A 17,575-nucleotide genomic window follows, 5' to 3' on the forward strand; every position below is an offset into this window, starting at 1 on the left:
CAACTACGAGCGGTACACGATCACCTTGTCGCCGACCTTGATCTGGTCGAAAAGGACCTTGATCTTGCCCAGGTCGCGGACGTTCACGCAGCCGTGCGAGGCCCCGTTGTACCCGCGGGCGGCGAAGTCCGAGGAGTAGTGCACCGCCTGGCCGCCGCTGAAGAACATCGCGAACGGCATCGGTGAGTCGTACAGCTTCGACACGTGGTTGCGGCTCTTCCAGCCGACCGTGAAGCTGCCTTCCCGGGTCGCCGTCTTGACCGCGCCGAACCGCACGTCCAACTGCATCTTCACCACACCGTCCACGACGTACCGCAGCTTGCGGGTGGACTTGTCGATGCAGAGTACGACGCCGGTCGCGCAGCGGGCGTCCAGCTTCTTGCCGTTCACCACCGGAGCCGGCGGGTACAGCTCGGTCTGGGTCGGCTCGTGAGTGACCGCGGCCAGCTTGTTCCAGGTGTTCTGGTCGACGTACCCGAGCTCGGGAACGCCCTTGGACTTCTGGAACTTCTTCACCGCGGACCGGGTCATGGTGCCGAACTCGTTGTCCAGATAGCGCTTCTCGAGCAGCTTGAGCTGGACCAGCCGGGCCTCGACCTTGCGGACGTTGGTGCCGGTGGAGCCGTTCTTCCACAGCGCCTTCGGGTAGATCGGCAGCTCGCCGCTGACCTCGAACGGCACCGTCTTCAGGTCGGTGGTGGCGGTCGGGCGCGCGGTGGCGAGACTTCCGGAACTCAGGAGGGCGGCAATGGCGGTCCCGGCGACCAGCCCGGTCACCAGCTTCCGAATGATCAGTCCGCGCATCGGACACCCCTTTGTGTAGACCCCGTCCTACAACAAATAGGACGTCCTCACCGGTCTTTTGGTTGGCGCCTCAGCGTACCGGAGGATGTTCGTATGGACATTGTTCTCAGCACCGCGGACATCACCACGGTCCCCGCGGACGCGATCGTCAACGCGGCCAACGCGGCCCTGCGGGGTGGCGGTGGCGTCGACGGCGCGATCCACCGTGCCGGTGGGCCGGACATCCTCGCGGAGCTGATCGAACGCTACCCACGGGGTGCCTCGACCGGCGATGCCGTGTGGACCACAGCCGGCGCGCTCCCGGCGTCGTACGTGATCCATGTGGTGGGGCCGGTCTACACCGGTGGATCGAAGGAGCCGGCGCTGCTCGAGTCCTGCTATCGCAACGCATTGCGGGTTGCGGACGAGCTCGGTGCCAGGACGCTCTCGCTTCCGGCGGTGTCGGCCGGGATCTACGGTTGGCCGGCGCAGTCTGCGGCGGACATCGCCGTACAGACGCTTCGTCGTACCGCGACGGACGTCAGGACGGCAACTTTCTGCTTGGTGGATCCCAAGCTCTACAAGGCGTTCCAGAACGCGACAGCGGCCGGGGAGTGACTCCCCGGCCGCTGTGTGCAGTGCGTCAGGCGCTGTAGACGACGACCTTGTCGCCGATCTTCACCCGGGCGAAGATCCAGGCGATCTTCTTCTTGTCCCGGATGTTCGCGCAGCCGTGCGAGGCGCCGTTGTACCCGCGGGCCTTGAAGTCCGACGAGTAGTGCACCGCCTGGCCGCCGCTGAAGAACATCGCGTACGGCATCGGCGACTTGTAGATGCTGGACACGTGGTTCTTCGACTTGCGGTAGACCTTGAACACGCCGTTGCGGGTCGGGGTCTTGCGGCCCCCGAACCGTGCGTCGGCGATCTGGATCGGCTTGCCGTTCACCAGGTACACGAGTTTGCGGGTTTTCTTGTTGAGGCACAGCACCCGGCCTCGCGTCATACAGCGCTTGTCGATCCGCAGCTTCCCCGGCACGACCGCGGTCGAGCCGGCCGCCGCCGTCGCGACCTGCGGCGCGACCACGACCTGGGGCGCAACCTTCGGCGCCACCGTGGCCGCCTCGGCCGTCGTGGTGGCGGTCAGAGCGCCCACTCCCACGAACGCGGCAGCCGTGACGGTGGCGCCGAGCTTACGCAGAATGCCCATGTTTTCTTGTCCTTCCCCCAACTGAAGTCTTGCTTGCACATGACAGACGCCGGTACCGCACGTCTGGTTGGTAACGATCCGGAACACTTCCCCCGCACCCCGACCGACCAATGGTGTATCACACCGCTGTAGTTCGTTTCCCCCCACCCAGTCGACCGTTTCCACTTCGTGCTGTTGGTGATCCGGGCAGGCCAACCTCGCGCTCCGGAGGAGCGCACGCGAAGGATGTGTGGGAGTTAGTTCTTGTTCTTGCGGCCGAGTTTTGCGCGGTCTACCTGGTTGAGGGCTACCTTGCGCATGCGGATGGCGTCGGGGGTGACCTCCACGCACTCATCCTCGCGGCAGAACTCCAGGGACTGCTCGAGGGACAGCTTGCGGGCCGGCACCAACTTCTCGAACTCGTCGGCCGTCGACGACCGGACGTTGGTCATCTTCTTTTCCTTGGTGATGTTCACGTCCATGTCGTCACTGCGCGAGTTCTCGCCGACGATCATGCCCTCGTACACCTCGGTGGTCGGCTCGACGAACAGCGTGCCGCGCTCCTGCAGGTTGATCATCGCGTACGACGTCGCCGCGCCGGCCCGGTCCGCCACCAGCGACCCGCTCGGCCGGGTCCGCAGCTCGCCGAACCACGGCTCGTACCCCTCGAAGACGTGGTGCGCGATCCCGGTCCCGCGGGTGTCGGTCAGGAACTCGGTGCGGAACCCGATCAGCCCGCGCGCCGGCACCAGGAACTCCATCCGGACCCAGCCGGTGCCGTGGTTGGTCATCTGCTCCATCCGGCCTTTGCGGACCGCGAGCAGCTGCGTGACCGTGCCGAGGTACTCCTCCGGGCAGTCGATCGTCAGCCGCTCGACCGGCTCGTGCCGCTTGCCGTCGATCTCGCGGGTGACCACCTGCGGCTTGCCAACGGTCAGCTCGTAGCCCTCGCGGCGCATCTGCTCGACCAGGATGGCCAGCGCCAGCTCACCACGGCCCTGCACCTCCCAGGCGTCCGGCCGCTCGGTCGGCAGCACCCGGATCGACACGTTGCCGACGAGTTCCTTGTCCAGCCGGTCCTTGACCAGCCGGGCGGTGACCTTGGTGCCCTTCACCCGGCCGGCCAGCGGCGAGGTGTTCGTGCCGATCGTCATCGAGATGGCCGGCTCATCCACGGTGATCAGCGGCAGCGGCTTCGGATTCTCGGAGTCGGCGAGGGTGTCGCCGATCATGATCTCCGGGATGCCCGCGATCGCGACGATGTCGCCGGGACCGGCCGAGTCACCGGGCACCCGCTCGAGCGCCTCGGTGACCAGCAGTTCGGTGATCTTGACCCGCTCGACGCTGCCGTCGTGCTTGCACCACGCGACCTGCGCGCCCTTCTTCAGGGTGCCCTCGTGGACCCGGACCAGCGCGAGCCGGCCGAGGAACGGCGAGGCGTCCAGGTTGGTGACGTGGGCCTGCAGCGGCGCGTCCTCGACGTACGTCGGAGCCGGCACGTTGGCCAGGATCGTCTCGAACAGCGGCTCGAGGTCCTCGGAGTCCGGCAGGCCGCCGTCGGCAGGCTGGGTCATCGAGGCGCGGCCGGCCCGGGCGGACGCGTACACGACCGGGAAGTCGAGCGCGCTCTGGTCCGCGTCGTGGTCGAGCAGGTCCAGGAACAGCTCGTAGGTCTCGTCGACGACCTCCGAGATCCGGGCGTCCGGACGGTCCACCTTGTTGACCACCAGGATCACCGGCATCTTTCGCGCCAGCGCCTTGCGGAGCACGAACCGGGTCTGCGGCAGCGGGCCCTCGGAGGCGTCCACCAGCAGCACGATCGCGTCCACCATCGACAGGCCGCGCTCGACCTCGCCGCCGAAGTCGGCGTGCCCGGGGGTGTCGATGATGTTGATCGTCACCTGCTCGCCGCTGGCCATCTTGTGCCGTACGGCGGTGTTCTTGGCCAGGATCGTGATGCCCTTCTCACGTTCCAGGTCGCCGGAGTCCATCGCCCGCTCGTCCACGTGCTGGTGAGCTCCGAAGGCGCCGGACTGCCACAGCATCGCGTCCACCAGGGTGGTCTTTCCGTGGTCGACGTGGGCCACGATCGCCACGTTGCGCAGGTCGTTACGGACAGGCATGGGGAAGCGCTCCAAGTAGTCAGAGGGTTTTCAGGCGGTGGCTACGGCTGTTTCACGTGCCACTCGACACAGGGCGCAGCCCGTTCATCCTACCGGTGACGGACTGTGTTCACGAATCGGGCAACCCTTTGACATTGGTTGACTGGACGTCCAGTCTATAGATGGGACGCCTGGGGAGGGGTCCGCAACCACGGGGGTCAGGCCCCGGAGGGCCGAGCATGGTGGGGGGGTTGCTCGGACCTCCAGGGCCCAGACCAGCAACGGGGAAGGAACCGTGCCGCGCTCGGCCGCCGTGAACCAGGAGATGCGGGAACGCTCGCGCGAACGCATCCTCGCCGCCGCGCTGGAAGTGTTCGCCGAGCGCGGCTACGAGGCCGCCTCCATCTCCGAGATCACCGCGCGGGCGGGTGTCTCGCGGGGGCTCGTCGCCTACTACTTCGCATCCAAGCACCAACTCGCCGCTGAGCTGCTGGACCGCTGGCTGGACGGCATCACCGCGATCACGGCCATCGAGGGCACCCCCGACGTACGCCTGGCCGCCATCATCGACGGCGCCCTGATGGCTGCCGCCACCACGCTGCCGATCCAGCGCCTGGCCATCACCTTGATGATGCAGCCCACCACGCACGGCGTCTTCGCCCAGGTGGAGGCCGAGAAGAACGCCCGCCTGTGCCAGGTGGAGGACGCGATCCGGTCGATCTTCGTGGCCCGCGGCGCCGCCGACCCGGCGGTCGAAGAAATGTTGCTCCGGGCAACCTTGGAGGGCGTCACCGTCAAACTCGCGATCTACCCGGACACCTTCCCGCTCGAAGATGTCCGCCGTCGCCTCTACGCCGGCTACGCCCTCCCCGAGCCGGCCGCCCCACTCCCGATCCCGTCACCTCCGGTCCACCGCCTGCGCGCCAAGTAGTACGTCGTACGGCGTACGAGCAGAGCCGCCCGGTGAGGGATGTTCGGCGCAGCCCTCGTCGCCAGGGTGTGAGGTATGGAAATGACTGGGGTTTCCCGAAGAACGTTGTTGGCCGGCTCGCTGGCTGGGGCGGCCGTCGCGGGTGGCGTGACGTCGCCTGCGTACGCCGGCCGGGTGGACGAATCCGTGGCGGAGTGGATCCGGCGGAACGCCGCACCGCTGGGCGATCTGCGGCAGTCCATCGGCGGCGCACAGCTCGTCGGGCTCGGCGAGGCGGTGCACAGTACGGCGGAGATTACCCGGCTGAAGCACCGCGTACTGCGGTATCTCGTCGAGCGGATGGGCTTCCGGGCCATCGCGTTCGAGGAGGACTGGTCGTTGTGCACCCAGGTGAACGAGTACGTACGGACCGGTCGCGGTGATCTCAAGGCGTTGATCGGCCAGATGAGCCAGGCCTGGCGCTCGCAGGAGTTGGCCGACGTGCTCGAGTACGTGCGTACCTACAACGCGAGGCATCGCGACAAGGTCTACTTCGCCGGCGTCGAGTACTACGCGACCCGGCAACTCGCGTACGACGCGATCGACGAGTACGTCGCCCGTCACGCACCCGATCGCCTGGCCGAACTGCGTCGCAGCCTCAAGCCGATCCGCCCGAACACCACGGACATGGGCGCGTACGTCCGGTGGTACTGGAAGGAGGTCGCCGACAAAGCGCCGTACATCAGCAAGGCAAGGGCGGTCTACGAGCTGGTCCGCGATCTGCCGGATCAGGAGATCGTCCATCATGCGCGCCAGATCGTCTCGTTCTACGAGGCGTTCAGCCTGCCCGAGAACGAGATCCCGGCCTATCGCGATGCCCGTGCGGCGGAGAACGTCCGGTGGGTGCGCCGCCACACCGGCGACAAGGTCGTCTACTGGGCGGCGAGCGCGCACACCGCGAACGCACCCGGTCTGCGCGTCACTGCGCCGCCGTACCCGGACACCGTCTTCCCGAGCGCCGGCTCCTACCTGAAGCGTTGGTACGGCGAGCGCTACCGCATCCTCGGCTTCACCTTCGAGAGCGGTACGACGCTAGGCCCGATGGGACCGATCGACATGCCACCGGCGTCGCCGGACTGGTTCGAGTACCAGCTCCGGGCGGGCGGGACCGATGTGTTCAGTCTGGACCTGCGGAGGCCGGCGCATGGCGTCGTACGGGACTGGCTGGAGGCGACGGCGAAGACGCGCGGCTACCCGGAGGTCGGAGCGGCGTCGTGGATGACCGGCGGCAGCATCTCCGAGTGGTACGACGTACTGGTCCACTGCCGCCGGGTCACTGCAGTGCGTGCCTACTGAACTCGGTGCACCTTGTGCTGCGCGGCCTGCGCGCGGGGACGGACGGTGAGCCGGTCGATGTTCACGTGCGGCGGCCGGGTCGCGATCCACGCGACGATGTCGGCGATGTCGTCGGAGGTGAGCGGCTCGGCCACCCCGGCGTACACGGCGTCGGCCTTGTCCTGGTCGCCGCCGAAGCGGGTCAGCGCGAAGCCCTCGCTGCGCACCATGCCCGGCGCGATCTCGCAGACCCGGACCGGCTGGTCGTACAGCTCCAGCCGGAGCGTGTCGACGATCGCCTTGGCCGCGTGCTTGGCGGCGACGTACCCACCGCCGCCCTCGTAGGCGACCTGGCCGGCCGTCGAACCCATCACGACGATCGTGCCGCGGCCGGCAACGAGGGCCGGGAGCAACGACTTCGTGACGGCCGCGACGCCGATCACGTTCACCTCGTACATCTGCCGCCAGGCCTCCAGGTCCGCCTCCGCGACCGGCTCGAAGCCGAACGCGCCGCCGGCGTTGTTCACCAGCAGTTCGAGCCGGTCACCGACCGCGTCCGCGAGGGCGGCGACCTCCTCGGCCGAGGTCACGTCGCACTGGACCGCGCGGCCGTCGATCTCCTTGGCCAGCGCCTCGATCCGGTCCAGCCGGCGGGCCGCGCAGATCACCTCGAACCCCGCGCGGGCCAGGTGCCGGGCCGAAGCGGCGCCGATCCCGCTGCTCGCTCCGGTGACGACGGCTAGAGGACGCGTATTCGAAGTCATGCCTCCGAGTCTCCCAGCCCGGTTGCCATCGGCGGGAACCAGTCCGCACAGTAGAACGTCGGCACTTTGGGGAGCGGACCACAGGGGGCGAGCGCATGGCGACCGAGCCGGACGACGAGACGGCGCGTGGTCCGGTGCTCTTCGCCCCTGACGTACCGACCGCGACCCGGTCCTTGCTGAGCGAGTATCCGGATGTGCTGCTGCCGGCCAGTGCGCCGAAGCAGGACGCCGTCGGTCGCCAGGGGGCCGGCGAGACGATCGGCGGTCTGGTGCTGTTCGCCGGGATCGAGGTCGGCCTGTGGTTCGCCCTGCGCTGGCTGGTCTACGCGATCTTCCCCGACGGCCTCGCCTTCTGGCTGAGCCTCGGCGCCGGAGTGTTCGGCCTACTGCTGCTGGTCGCCGGAGTCGCCGCGATGACAGGTGAGGGCCGAGCCCGGGTCGCTGCCCGCAAGCACCAAGGCAAGTACCTGCTCGCCGAGGACTGGGACGCCGACGCCAGCGCACTGATGGAGCGGGCCCGGCGAGCGGTCGAAACCATCCAGGACTCCGAAGTGAACAAGCAGGGTCTGCTCGACGCAGCCAAGAACGATGTGATCCTGCCCGAGCAGCTGTGGGACATTGGCCGCGTCCTCCAGCAGCTGTCCTCGCTGCGGTCGCGGCAGGCCGACATCGAGGACCAACTGCAGTCCGCCCGCCTGGAAGCCGTCCTCCGCCCGCAACGCGAGGCCCTCGACCTGTCCGCGACCGCGATGGAGACGAAGGTCGCCAAGCTCGAGCGGTACGCCGACCAGGTCCGCGAGGCCGACGCCGTACTCAAGGTCGAGACCTTGCTGGAGGGCGCCCTGCAGGACCGCGACCGGTACGTCGAGCTGCTGTCCAGCACCGAGGTCGCCGGCCACAGCGGCCTGATCGAGGAGCTCAGCCAGGAGACCGCCGACCTGAACGCGACCCTGTCCCGCCGGATCGCGGCAGCCCTCGAAACCGGCCAGACGCTCGCGCTGCCGACCCGGAAGCCGGACTGACCGCGCAGGGTTACGCTGACCGGGTGAGCCTTCCCTCCGCCGACCGGCCTCTCCGGCGGGTCGCGATGATCAGCCTGCACACGTCGCCGCTGGACCTGCCGGGGACCGGTGACGCCGGTGGGATGAACGTGTACGTGGTGGAGCTGTCGAAGCGGCTCGCGGACCTGGGGATCGAGGTCGACGTCTTCACTCGTGCGACCGCCTCGGCGCTGCCCGCCCGGGTCGAGCTGATGCCCGGCGTGATGGTCCGCAACGTCGCCGCCGGTCCCTACGAGGGCCTGACCAAGAACGAGTTGCCCGCCCAGCTGTGCACGTTCGCCCGTGCCGTCCTGCGGGCCGAGGCGATCCACGAGCCGGGCCACTACGACGTGATCCACTCGCACTACTGGTTGTCCGGCCAGGTCGGCCTGCTCGCCCGCGACCGCTGGGCCGTCCCGCTCGTCCACACCATGCACACGATGGCCAAGGTGAAGAACGCCAGCCTCGCGGACGACGACGTACCCGAGCCGCCCGCCCGGCTGCTCGGCGAGGAACAGGTCGTCGAGGCCGCCGACCGGCTGCTCGCCAACACCAAGGACGAGGCGAACGAGCTGATCACCCTGTACGACGCGCAGCCGTCGAAGGTTGGCGTGGTCAACCCAGGCGTGGATCTGGACATGTTCAGTCCCGGCGACCAGGCCGCGGCCCGGCGTGCGATCGGGTTGCCCGAGGATGCCGTCGTACTGGCGTTCGTCGGGCGGATCCAGCCGTTGAAGGCACCCGACCTGCTGATCCAGGCGGCCGCGCGGATGCTCGAGCGGGACCCGTCGCTGCGGGACCGGCTGGTGGTGGCGATCATCGGCGGGCCGTCGGGCAACGGCATGGAACACCCCGAGTCGCACGCCGAGCTGGCCCGGGCGCTCGGGGTCGACGACGTGACCCGGTTCGTCAAGCCGATGGAGCGATCGGGGTTGGCCGACTGGTACCGATCCGCGTCGGTCGTCTGTGTTCCGTCGTACTCGGAATCCTTCGGGCTGGTCGCTCTGGAGGCGCAGGCCTGCGGTACGCCGGTGGTCGCGGCGGCTGTCGGTGGGCTGACCACCGCGGTCGTGGACGGGCAGACCGGGCTGCTGGTGCCCGGGCACGGGGTGGACGACTTCGCCGACGCGCTGACACGGATCGCGACGAATCCACGCACCCGCGAGAGCATGGGCCGGGCGGCGGTCAAGCACGCGCAGGGCTTCGGCTGGGAGCTGACCGCGCAGAAGACAGTGGCCGCGTACCGGGTCGCAACCGAGACGATGGCGGCAGAGTTGGCCGCGGAGGTAGCCGGATGAGGGTGTCGGCGGCGGACGTGATCCGCCAGGTCCTGAAGGAGAACGGGCTCGACTTCACCGAGAGCGAGCCCGGCGCCTTCACCGCGGACCTGCCGGGGGAGCGGAAGCTGAAGACGACGGTCACGCTGACGGTCGGGCCGCAGGCGGTGCACGTGCACGCGTTCGTCGCCCGCCGCCCGGACGAGAACCACGAGGCCGTCTACCGCTGGCTGCTGGAGCGGAACCTGAAGATGTACGGCGTCGCGTTCGCCGTCGACCACCTCGGCGACATCCACCTGGACGGCCGGGTGCCGCTGCACGCGATCACCCCAACCGAGGTGGACCGGCTGCTCGGCGCGGTGCTCGAGTACGCCGACTCGTCGTTCAACACGATCCTGGAGCTCGGGTTCGCCTCCTCGATCCGCAAGGAGTACGAGTGGCGGGTCTCCCGGGGCGAGTCCACCCGGAATCTGGACGCTTTCAAGGGCTGGCTGGAGCCCCAGTAGTCTGGGCGCCATGACCTACCGTCTGATCCTGCTCCGCCACGGCCACAGCGACTGGAACGCCAAGAACCTCTTCACCGGCTGGGTCGACGTCGACCTGAACGCCCAGGGCGTCGAGGAGGCCCAGCGTGGTGGTGAGCTGCTGCGCGACCGCGGGCTGCTCCCCGACGTGCTGCACACCTCGGTGCTGCGCCGGGCGATCCGCACCGCGAACATCGCCCTCGAGGTGGCCGACCGCCAGTGGATCGACGTACGGCGCTCCTGGCGGCTGAACGAGCGGCACTACGGCGGGCTGCAGGGCAAGGACAAGAAGCAGACCCTGGAGGAGCTCGGCGAGGAGCAGTTCATGCTGTTCCGGCGCTCCTACGACACCCCGCCGCCGCCGATCGAGCGCGGCTCGGAGTACGACCAGGCCGGCGACCCGCGCTACGCCGCGCTGCCCTCGGAGCTGCTCCCAGCCACTGAGTGCCTGAAGGACGTCGTCGAGCGGATGCTCCCCTACTGGTACGACGCGATCGTCCCGGACCTGCGCGACAACAAGACCGTCCTGGTGACCGCACATGGCAACTCGCTGCGCGCCCTGGTCAAGCACCTCGACAACCTCGACGAGGCGACCATCGTCGGCCTCAACATCCCCACCGGCATCCCCCTCTATTACGAACTCGACGACGACTTCCACCCGCTGACCCCCGGCGGCGAGTACCTGGACCCCCAAGCAGCCAAAGACGCCATCGAAGCCGTCAAAAACCAGGGCCGCTGACCCCACCCAAAGCACACACCTCCGGCGCGGCTGACTTTGTTTCGGCTGCGCCGGGGCGCGCGGGCCGTGGTCGCACGCAGGCGGGTTCGGCTGGGAGCAACCACGCTGGCGCGGCGGAAGATCACCCCTTCGGCGGTAAGCATCCTGAGGTCGGGGAGTTGGAGATACCCCGCCGGGCTGGGGGATCGGTCGGCGGAACTGTGTCGGCCGACGGGCCGCTATCGCCGGTCCGGCCGGCGCTTGGGTCCGCCCGGCCTGCGGCTGGAGCGGCGCTCGGCTACCGGCCTCCCGTCGACCCAGCAATTCGAGGGGATGTCCCTTCCCGTTGTGGGTTCTCCCCTCGTATGCGAGTAGATAACCCACAACATGAGGGGATATCCGGCGCTTCTGCTGTCTGTGTGGGTGGCGGAGCCTGGAGCCCGCGGCGCGGCGGGACGTGTTGTGGTGGGCGGGGACATGCGATGTCAGGTCCTACCCAACCAGTTCCTGTCCCAGGACACCGAGCAGGACACTGAGGTGGAGCCGCGCAGAGCCACCCCGGCCGGGCACCGGGCGGTGCGGGCACCGGCTAGCGCCGGCCTCGGTGCCGGGTACTCGGCGACCGTCCGGTCGGCTCCCTACACCGATCGAGCGAGGTGCGGTTCGACAGGTAGTGCACCAATGTACGCCGTAGGCGACCGACCGATTCGCGCTCAAGTGCACTAGCCATTCGTCGGACACCTCCTGTCCAAACGCACCCCTGCCCGACAACGTCATCCGGCCGAGCGCCTACCCAAACACCCCCACACGCGAGTCCACCACCGCCACCCCGCCCGCCACGCCACCCCTCGAACACGCCAATCACCCACACATCGAGCAGAAGAGCGGGATATCCCCTCGTACGGCGAGGGAGTGGCGGCGGCCGGCCAGTCCCAACCGCGCCGGCCGGCCCACGCCCTGGCCCCGGCGCGCTCGGCGGCAAGCTTCGTGGGCTAGGGGCGGCGTCCGAGCAAGTGCTCGGAGCCGTCACGAAGCTTGGCCGCTGGGTTTGGCTGTGCCGGGGTGAGCGTTCAACCAGCGGTTCCGGTGACGTCGTTCAGGTCGACGGTGCGCAGGTGGTCTAGGCGCGCCTGCAGGTCGGGGCGGTCGGTGAGGAGGTCGGCGCTGCCTTCCAGGAGGTCGAGCTCGGTCTTCAGGAGCTCCTTCATCCGGCGCTCGACCGAGTCGAGATGGTCCAGCATCTCCTCTCCGGACAAGCCGGCCACATCGGTGCTGATCAACCGCTCGGTCTCTGAATCGTCCATGCCGGGGAAGGTATCCCGCCGCACCCTCCGCACGCGCTCCGGGCACGCGAAGGCGCCCCCGGCAACGGAAGCCGGGGGCGCCTGTCTGACTGGCTGTGGGTCAGTTGCCGTTGGGGTTGGGGGTGGAGGCGCCGGCGCCGGAGCCGGCTGCGGTGCCGCCTACGGCTACGGGGAGTTCGCCGGTGACCAGGTAGACGACGCGCCGGGCCATCGAGACGGCGTGGTCCGAGATGCGCTCGTAGTAGCGGCCGAGGAGTGCGATGTCTACGGCGACCTCGACGCCGTGCGGCCAGGAGTCGTCCATCATCAGGCGGAACTGGTTGCTGCGGAGCTTGTCCATCTGGTCGTCGGTGGCTTCCAGCCGGCCGGCGGCCTCGACGTCGCGGGTCTTGATCACGTCGCCGGCCGCGTCGACCATCTTGCCGGCCACCGAGCCCATCTCCGCGATGACGCTGTGCAGCTCGTCCGGGATCGCCGGGGCCGGGTAGCGCATCCGGGCGATCTTCGACACGTGCGCGGCCAGGTCGCCCATCCGCTCCAGGTCGGCGACCATCCGCAGCGCGGCGACCAGCATCCGCAGCTCGTTGGCGACCGGGGACTGGCGGGCCATCAGCTCGAAGACCTTGTCCTCGACGCCCTCGCCGGCCGCGTCCAGCTGGATGTCGGCCGCGATGACCTCCTCCGCCCGCCGGATGTCGGCTTCGAGCAGTGCCGCGGTCGACCGTCGTACGGCGGTGGACACCGTCCGGGTCATCCGCTCCAGCTCGGCGAGAATGTCGTCGAGCTGCTCGTGGTAGGTGTCACGCATTGTGTTCGTTTCCGATCTGTGGTGTCCGGTGCCGCGGTCCGCGGAGCGGCGGGCACCCTAGCGGGTACCCGGTCCATCGTGACCGTATGCCGTCGAGGTTGCCGGACGGCGACGAGTGGTGAACGCCTGATGAACAGTTAGGTCGTCCCCCGGTCATCCGGTGATCATTCGGTCTTTCCCTGGTGGTTGCCCGCGTAGCATCGTTGCCGTGGACCCCACGCTGGCTGCGGTGCTGGGCGGCGTCATCGGCGCGGCCCTGGCGCTGCTTTCGCTCGGTGCGATGATGCTCAGCGAACGGTCCCAGCACAAGATCCCGGAGTCCCCGGATCCGATCGTCCCGGCTGGCGTCGCCACCGTCCTGTCCGTGCTCCGGTCGTCCGCGGTGGTGATGGGGCCCGAGGACCAGGTGCTCCAGGCCAGCGCCCCGGCGCACGTGCTCGGGATCGTCCGGGGCGAGCGGCTGGTGGTCGACGACCTGCTGACCATGGTCCGGGCGGTACGGCGAGACGGCGAGATCCGCCAGCAGGACCTGGAGATCGTGCGCGGTCGGCTCGGTGCCACGCAGTACGTGAGCGCCCGGGTAGCTCCGCTCGGCAGCCAGTTGGTGCTGGTCCTGGTCGAGGACCGGACCCGGGAGCGCCGGTTGGACGCGATCCGGCGGGACTTCACCGTCAACGTCAGCCACGAGCTGAAGACCCCGGTCGGCGCGCTGATCCTGCTCGCCGACGCGGTCTCGGAGGCTTCCGACGACCCGGAGGCGGTGCAGCGCTTCTCCGACCGGATGCGGGTGGAGGCGTCCCGGCTGAGCCGGCTGGTGAAGGAGATCATCGAGCTGTCCCGGCTGCAGGGTGACGACCCGCTGGAGAACCCCGGACCGGTCGACATCAACGCGGTGATCGAGAGCGCGGTGGACCGCTGCCAGATCGACGCCGAGGACCGCGACATCAAGATCATCGTCAAGACCGAGCCAGAGCTCGAGGTGATGGGCAGCGAGGACCAGCTGGCGATGGCGATCGGCAACCTGGTCGAGAACGCGGTCAACTACAGCCCCGACGGCACCCGCGTCGCGGTCGCCGCGCACCCGATCGGCGACCTGGTCGAGGTGACCGTCAGCGACCAGGGTGTCGGCATCCCGAGCAGCGACCTGGAACGCATCTTCGAACGGTTCTACCGGGTCGACCGGGCCCGCAGCCGTGAGACCGGTGGGACCGGCCTCGGCCTCTCGATCGTCAAGCACATCGCCTCCATCCACGGAGGCGATGTGCGGGTCTGGAGCGTCGAGGGCCAGGGCTCCACCTTCACCGTGAGACTCCCGTTGCGGCTCGAACCCGCGCCGGGCCAGACCGGTTCCCCCAGCCAGGAGGAGCCGGCCCTCCCCCTGACACCGTCAGGTCAGATCGCAAAGGAGACAGCTTCGTGACCCGAGTGCTGGTCGTCGAAGACGAAGAGAGCTACAGCGACGCGTTGTCGTACGTGCTGCGCAAGGAAGGGTTCGAGGTCGCCGTCGCGGAGACCGGGCCGGACGCGCTGGAGGAGTACGACCGGGCCGGTGCGGACATCGTCCTGCTCGACCTGATGCTGCCGGGTCTGTCCGGCACAGAGGTCTGCCGGGCGCTGCGCAGCCGGGGCAACGTCCCGGTGATCATCGTGAGCGCCAAGGACACCGAGGTGGACAAGGTGGTCGGTCTCGAGCTGGGAGCCGACGACTACGTCACCAAGCCGTACAGCCCGCGTGAGCTGCTGGCCCGGGTCCGCGCCGTACTGCGGCGTGGCCAGGACGTCGAGCTGTTGCCGGACACGCTGGAGGCCGGACCGGTCCGGATGGACGTGGAGCGGCACGTGGTGACGGTGTCCGGGACCGAGATCCGGCTTCCGCTGAAGGAGTTCGAGCTGCTCGAGATGCTGCTGCGCAACACCGGCCGGGTGCTGACCCGCGGGCAGCTGATCGACCGGATCTGGGGCGCCGACTACGTGGGCGACACCAAGACCCTGGACGTGCACGTGAAGCGGCTGCGCTCCAAGCTGGAGAAGGACCCGTCGAACCCGCAGCACCTGGTCACCGTGCGTGGCCTGGGCTACAAGTTCGAGTCTTGAGCATGTCTGACAGCTCCCCGCCTACTGCGCGGCACTCGGCACGGCACCTCGCCGCACTGGCCCGAAGGCCACGATGCTCCGCATCGAGACCTTCGCTCCAGCACGCCGATGCACCGCACCGAGCACCTGCTCGCGACGGCGCGGAGCTGCCAGACATGCTCTGAGTCACATCCCCACAGGTCGCGACGGCTCGTGGGGTTAGCTTAGGCTCTCCTTAGTTGAGGCACGTCATCACTAAGGAGAGTCCCATGTCCTGGTCCCGTACCCGGGCCGTCACCGCGCTCGCGACCGCACTGGTCGCGACCACCTCGCTGACCGCCTGTGGGAGCGACGCCGACAAGCAGGCCGACAGCTCGGCCGGTACGGCGGCCGCCGGGTTCCCGGTCACGCTGAAGAACACCTTCGGCGAGACCACCATCACCAAGAAGCCGGAGCGGATCGTCACGCTCGGCTGGAACGCCCAGGACGTGGTCTACGCGCTAGGCGAGACACCGGTCGGGATGCCGAAGGTGACCTACGGCCCGACCCCGGCGGGGGTGACCGCGTGGGACGCCGACAAGTTCGACGCGTCGAAGACGGAGTTGCTGGACACCAGCGACAAGTTCCCGTTCGAGAAGATCGCGGCGCTGAAGCCGGACGTGATCCTGGCGCCGTACGAGGGCTTCGACGCGGCGACGTACAAGACGCTGTCGGACATCGCGCCGACCGTCGCCTACCCGGGCGCGCCGTGGCAGACCACCTGGCAGGACCAGACCCTGCTGGTCGGTGAGGCGCTGGGCAAGAAGGCCGAGGCCGAGAAGCTGATCGCCGGCATCGACGACCGGATCAAGCAGGTCGCGAGCGAGCACCCCGAGTTCAAGGGCAAGACCCTCACGGTCGGCTCGTTCGGCGCGGACAACTACGTCTACATGCCGACCGATCCGCGGGTGCAGATCCTGAACGAGATGGGCTTCGTGAACGCGCCCGGCGTGGAGAAGCTGCAGGCCGGCAACACCAAGAAGGAGTTCGCGCTCACCATCAGCAAGGAGAAGGTGACCGACGTCGACGCCGACGTGGTGGTCGCGTACGTCGACGGGCTGGGCGCCCAGAAGTTCCAGGCCGACCCGGTCTACTCGTCGCTGGCCGCGGTCAAGGGCGGCAGTGCCTACGTGATGGAAGACCAGCAGGTCATCTCCGGGATGAGCGCGGTCAGCGTGCTGAGCGTCCCGTGGGTGCTGGACAAGATCCTGCCGAGCCTGTCCAAGGCCGCTCAAGCCGCGGGCTGACCCGCGACCAAGCCCGGTACGGCGACCGATCCGTCGTACCGGGCTCTTTCCTGTCCGGGTACGGCGGCTCAGCCGTGGCCGGAGCCCTCGTCGGCGCGCGGCGTCGGCGAGTAGTGGTCCTCGGTCAGCACCGGGACGTAGGCGGTGATCGGCGCGGCCTTGCCGAAGGTGATCGTCATGTTGACCATCTGGCCGGGCTTCGCGCCGGTGACGGTGATCGCACCGTCGGTGGGCGCGGGGGTCTCGGTGCTTCCCGGGGTCGGGGTCGCGGTCGGCTCGGCCTCCTCGCCCTCGGCCGGCGGCAGCAGCGTCGAGGTCCCGGCCTTCAGGTCCAGGGGCTTGACGTTGCCGAACGTGACCTCGGCGGGCTGGTCGCCACCGGCCTGGCCGTCCTGGGTCCCGGCCGGCGCCTGGGCGATCCCGACCAGGCTGTCGTCGGTGGAGCCGTTGTTGACGATGACTGCGTGCAACTCGCCCTTGCCGTCCTCGGAGGCGATCACCAGGGCGTTGCGGACCGCGATCGAGCCGGAGTCGGCGTTGGTGCCCTCGGCGGCCTGGTACGGCTGCAGCGTCTGGGCGTTGAAGCTCGCGCCGCAGGCCGTCAGCGCGATACTCAGGGTGGCGGCGGCGCCCGCCAGCGCGGCGCGCCGGACGGACCGCGAGGACAACGTGATCGGCACTGGGATCCCTCTCCTGCAAAGCTGTTCGACGCCCTGAGGCAGCAGCCTCCGGCGCGTCAAAGCGTAGCTCTCGCGTCGTCCGGACCCGACGGCGGGATGGCTGTCACGGTCGGTGGCAACGGTGTCCCGGGCAACCTTTCACGCGCGCACGAGGCACGGCTGAGAGCGTTTGTCAAGGCGGGAAGTGGCCTCTGACCAGCGCAAACGTCCCGGCCGGACCATTTGCCACGTGGTAGGATAGAGCTTGGAAAGGGGCACGTGACATATGACTTTCACAGTCGGCGAGACGGTTGTTTACCCCAATCACGGTGCGGCCGTCATCGAGGACATCGAGACCCGTCAGATCAAAGGTGAGGACAAGACCTATCTGGTCTTGAGGATCGTCGCTCAGAACGACCTGGTCGTCCGGGTCCCCGCGTGCAACCTCGATCTTGTCGGCGTGCGTGACGTCGTGGATCAGGCTGGCCTGGAGCGCGTCTTCGACGTGCTGCGCGCACCGCACACGGAGGAGCCGACCAACTGGTCGCGACGGTACAAGGCGAACCTCGAGAAGTTGCACTCGGGCGACGTGATGAAGGTGGCAGAGGTCGTCCGCGACCTGTGGCGCCGTGAACGTGACCGCGGTCTCTCCGCCGGTGAGAAGCGGATGCTGGCGAAGGCTCGCCAGATCCTCGTCTCCGAGCTGGCCCTGGCCGAGCACACCAACGAGGACAAGGCGGAAGCCATCCTCGACGAGGTTCTCGCTTCCTGATCCACCCGATCAGACCGAGACGGAACACGTGTAC

At 68.6% G+C, this 17,575-nt stretch carries 18 protein-coding genes; 11 read left to right on the top strand and 7 right to left on the bottom strand.

Annotated features, from left to right (window positions below; genetic code table 11):
- Positions 1-3: 3 nt before the first annotated feature.
- Complete coding sequence (locus ACIBL3_RS28500) at positions 4-804, bottom strand: L,D-transpeptidase family protein (RefSeq protein WP_396356688.1); 801 nt, start codon at positions 802-804, stop codon at positions 4-6.
- A 93-nt stretch (positions 805-897) separates the two neighbouring features.
- Between ACIBL3_RS28500 and ACIBL3_RS28505 the strand changes: the two genes are divergently transcribed.
- The gene (locus tag ACIBL3_RS28505) at positions 898-1,401 is read left to right on the top strand and encodes an O-acetyl-ADP-ribose deacetylase (RefSeq protein ID WP_396356689.1); all 504 of its coding nucleotides are present in this window, start codon (positions 898-900) and stop codon (positions 1,399-1,401) included.
- Between the two features lie 25 nt (positions 1,402-1,426).
- Here ACIBL3_RS28505 and ACIBL3_RS28510 read toward each other — a convergent pair whose 3' ends face one another.
- Positions 1,427-1,990, bottom strand: coding sequence for a L,D-transpeptidase (locus tag ACIBL3_RS28510; protein ID WP_396356690.1), 564 nt, complete (start codon positions 1,988-1,990; stop codon positions 1,427-1,429).
- Between the two features lie 236 nt (positions 1,991-2,226).
- Positions 2,227-4,092 carry a translational GTPase TypA gene (gene typA, locus ACIBL3_RS28515; RefSeq protein ID WP_396356692.1) on the bottom strand — a complete coding sequence of 622 codons (1,866 nt, stop codon included), beginning with the start codon at positions 4,090-4,092 and terminating at the stop codon, positions 2,227-2,229.
- Between the two features lie 274 nt (positions 4,093-4,366).
- Between typA and ACIBL3_RS28520 the strand changes: the two genes are divergently transcribed.
- Together ACIBL3_RS28520 and ACIBL3_RS28525 are read left to right on the top strand one after the other, a co-directional pair.
- Entirely contained in the window at positions 4,367-5,002 is a 636-nt protein-coding gene (locus tag ACIBL3_RS28520) for a TetR/AcrR family transcriptional regulator (protein ID WP_396356693.1), read from the top strand.
- An 81-nt stretch (positions 5,003-5,083) separates the two neighbouring features.
- Entirely contained in the window at positions 5,084-6,337 is a 1,254-nt protein-coding gene (locus ACIBL3_RS28525) for an erythromycin esterase family protein (RefSeq protein WP_396356694.1), read from the top strand.
- On the opposite strand, the gene ACIBL3_RS28530 is transcribed toward ACIBL3_RS28525, so the two are convergent.
- A complete protein-coding gene (locus ACIBL3_RS28530) occupies positions 6,331-7,080 on the bottom strand; it encodes an SDR family NAD(P)-dependent oxidoreductase (protein ID WP_396356695.1) in 750 nt (249 codons plus the stop codon). The genes ACIBL3_RS28525 and ACIBL3_RS28530 overlap by 7 nt on opposite strands.
- 95 nt (positions 7,081-7,175) lie before the next feature.
- Between ACIBL3_RS28530 and ACIBL3_RS28535 the strand changes: the two genes are divergently transcribed.
- The 4 genes from ACIBL3_RS28535 (at position 7,176) to ACIBL3_RS28550 (ending at position 10,660) form a co-directional block, all read left to right on the top strand.
- Entirely contained in the window at positions 7,176-8,102 is a 927-nt protein-coding gene (locus ACIBL3_RS28535; protein WP_396356696.1) for a hypothetical protein, read from the top strand.
- A 65-nt stretch (positions 8,103-8,167) separates the two neighbouring features.
- Positions 8,168-9,418: a D-inositol-3-phosphate glycosyltransferase gene (gene mshA, locus ACIBL3_RS28540; protein WP_396356839.1), complete on the top strand. Its 1,251-nt coding sequence runs from the start codon at positions 8,168-8,170 to the stop codon at positions 9,416-9,418.
- Positions 9,415-9,903 carry a YbjN domain-containing protein gene (locus ACIBL3_RS28545; RefSeq protein WP_396356697.1) on the top strand — a complete coding sequence of 163 codons (489 nt, stop codon included), beginning with the start codon at positions 9,415-9,417 and terminating at the stop codon, positions 9,901-9,903. Before mshA ends, ACIBL3_RS28545 begins: the two co-directional genes overlap by 4 nt.
- A gap of 10 nt (positions 9,904-9,913) precedes the next feature.
- Positions 9,914-10,660: a phosphoglyceromutase gene (locus ACIBL3_RS28550; protein WP_396356698.1), complete on the top strand. Its 747-nt coding sequence runs from the start codon at positions 9,914-9,916 to the stop codon at positions 10,658-10,660.
- A gap of 1,049 nt (positions 10,661-11,709) precedes the next feature.
- Here the strand turns inward: ACIBL3_RS28550 and ACIBL3_RS28555 are convergent.
- Positions 11,710-11,943, bottom strand: a complete 234-nt coding sequence (locus ACIBL3_RS28555; protein ID WP_396356699.1) for a hypothetical protein — start codon at positions 11,941-11,943, stop codon at positions 11,710-11,712.
- 100 nt (positions 11,944-12,043) lie between these two features.
- Positions 12,044-12,751, bottom strand: coding sequence for a phosphate signaling complex protein PhoU (phoU, locus tag ACIBL3_RS28560; protein WP_396356700.1), 708 nt, complete (start codon positions 12,749-12,751; stop codon positions 12,044-12,046).
- Between the two features lie 208 nt (positions 12,752-12,959).
- Between phoU and ACIBL3_RS28565 the strand changes: the two genes are divergently transcribed.
- The 3 genes from ACIBL3_RS28565 (at position 12,960) to ACIBL3_RS28575 (ending at position 16,110) form a co-directional block, all read left to right on the top strand.
- Positions 12,960-14,171: a sensor histidine kinase gene (locus tag ACIBL3_RS28565; protein WP_396356701.1), complete on the top strand. Its 1,212-nt coding sequence runs from the start codon at positions 12,960-12,962 to the stop codon at positions 14,169-14,171.
- Entirely contained in the window at positions 14,168-14,845 is a 678-nt protein-coding gene (locus ACIBL3_RS28570; protein ID WP_396356703.1) for a winged helix-turn-helix domain-containing protein, read from the top strand. The genes ACIBL3_RS28565 and ACIBL3_RS28570 overlap by 4 nt, the downstream gene beginning before the upstream one ends.
- A 248-nt stretch (positions 14,846-15,093) precedes the next feature.
- Positions 15,094-16,110, top strand: a complete 1,017-nt coding sequence (locus ACIBL3_RS28575) for an iron-siderophore ABC transporter substrate-binding protein (RefSeq protein WP_396356704.1) — start codon at positions 15,094-15,096, stop codon at positions 16,108-16,110.
- Between the two features lie 68 nt (positions 16,111-16,178).
- On the opposite strand, the gene ACIBL3_RS28580 is transcribed toward ACIBL3_RS28575, so the two are convergent.
- Positions 16,179-16,790: a hypothetical protein gene (locus ACIBL3_RS28580; RefSeq protein ID WP_396356705.1), complete on the bottom strand. Its 612-nt coding sequence runs from the start codon at positions 16,788-16,790 to the stop codon at positions 16,179-16,181.
- A gap of 265 nt (positions 16,791-17,055) precedes the next feature.
- Here ACIBL3_RS28580 and ACIBL3_RS28585 point away from each other — a divergent pair, with 265 nt between their 5' ends.
- Positions 17,056-17,541: a CarD family transcriptional regulator gene (locus tag ACIBL3_RS28585; protein ID WP_012918679.1), complete on the top strand. Its 486-nt coding sequence runs from the start codon at positions 17,056-17,058 to the stop codon at positions 17,539-17,541.
- The last annotated feature ends 34 nt before the right edge of the window (positions 17,542-17,575 follow it).

The sequence above is a fragment of the Kribbella sp. NPDC050124 genome, assembly GCF_044460355.1.
In the GTDB taxonomy this organism is placed as follows: Bacteria; Actinomycetota; Actinomycetes; order Propionibacteriales; family Kribbellaceae; genus Kribbella.

What these genes read in the sequence shown, in the direction of transcription:
- ACIBL3_RS28555 (WP_396356699.1), bottom strand. Translation starts at nt 11,943, where the DNA reads ATGGACGATTCAGAGACCGAGCGGTTGATCAGCACCGATGTGGCCGGC.
- ACIBL3_RS28585 (WP_012918679.1), top strand. Translation starts at nt 17,056, where the DNA reads ATGACTTTCACAGTCGGCGAGACGGTTGTTTACCCCAATCACGGTGCG.
- ACIBL3_RS28510 (WP_396356690.1), bottom strand. Translation starts at nt 1,990, where the DNA reads ATGGGCATTCTGCGTAAGCTCGGCGCCACCGTCACGGCTGCCGCGTTC.
- mshA (WP_396356839.1), top strand. Translation starts at nt 8,168, where the DNA reads ATGATCAGCCTGCACACGTCGCCGCTGGACCTGCCGGGGACCGGTGAC.
- typA (WP_396356692.1), bottom strand. Translation starts at nt 4,092, where the DNA reads ATGCCTGTCCGTAACGACCTGCGCAACGTGGCGATCGTGGCCCACGTC.
- ACIBL3_RS28530 (WP_396356695.1), bottom strand. Translation starts at nt 7,080, where the DNA reads ATGACTTCGAATACGCGTCCTCTAGCCGTCGTCACCGGAGCGAGCAGC.
- ACIBL3_RS28505 (WP_396356689.1), top strand. Translation starts at nt 898, where the DNA reads ATGGACATTGTTCTCAGCACCGCGGACATCACCACGGTCCCCGCGGAC.
- ACIBL3_RS28575 (WP_396356704.1), top strand. Translation starts at nt 15,094, where the DNA reads ATGTCCTGGTCCCGTACCCGGGCCGTCACCGCGCTCGCGACCGCACTG.
- ACIBL3_RS28550 (WP_396356698.1), top strand. Translation starts at nt 9,914, where the DNA reads ATGACCTACCGTCTGATCCTGCTCCGCCACGGCCACAGCGACTGGAAC.
- ACIBL3_RS28545 (WP_396356697.1), top strand. Translation starts at nt 9,415, where the DNA reads ATGAGGGTGTCGGCGGCGGACGTGATCCGCCAGGTCCTGAAGGAGAAC.
- ACIBL3_RS28500 (WP_396356688.1), bottom strand. Translation starts at nt 804, where the DNA reads ATGCGCGGACTGATCATTCGGAAGCTGGTGACCGGGCTGGTCGCCGGG.
- ACIBL3_RS28525 (WP_396356694.1), top strand. Translation starts at nt 5,084, where the DNA reads ATGACTGGGGTTTCCCGAAGAACGTTGTTGGCCGGCTCGCTGGCTGGG.
- ACIBL3_RS28535 (WP_396356696.1), top strand. Translation starts at nt 7,176, where the DNA reads ATGGCGACCGAGCCGGACGACGAGACGGCGCGTGGTCCGGTGCTCTTC.
- phoU (WP_396356700.1), bottom strand. Translation starts at nt 12,751, where the DNA reads ATGCGTGACACCTACCACGAGCAGCTCGACGACATTCTCGCCGAGCTG.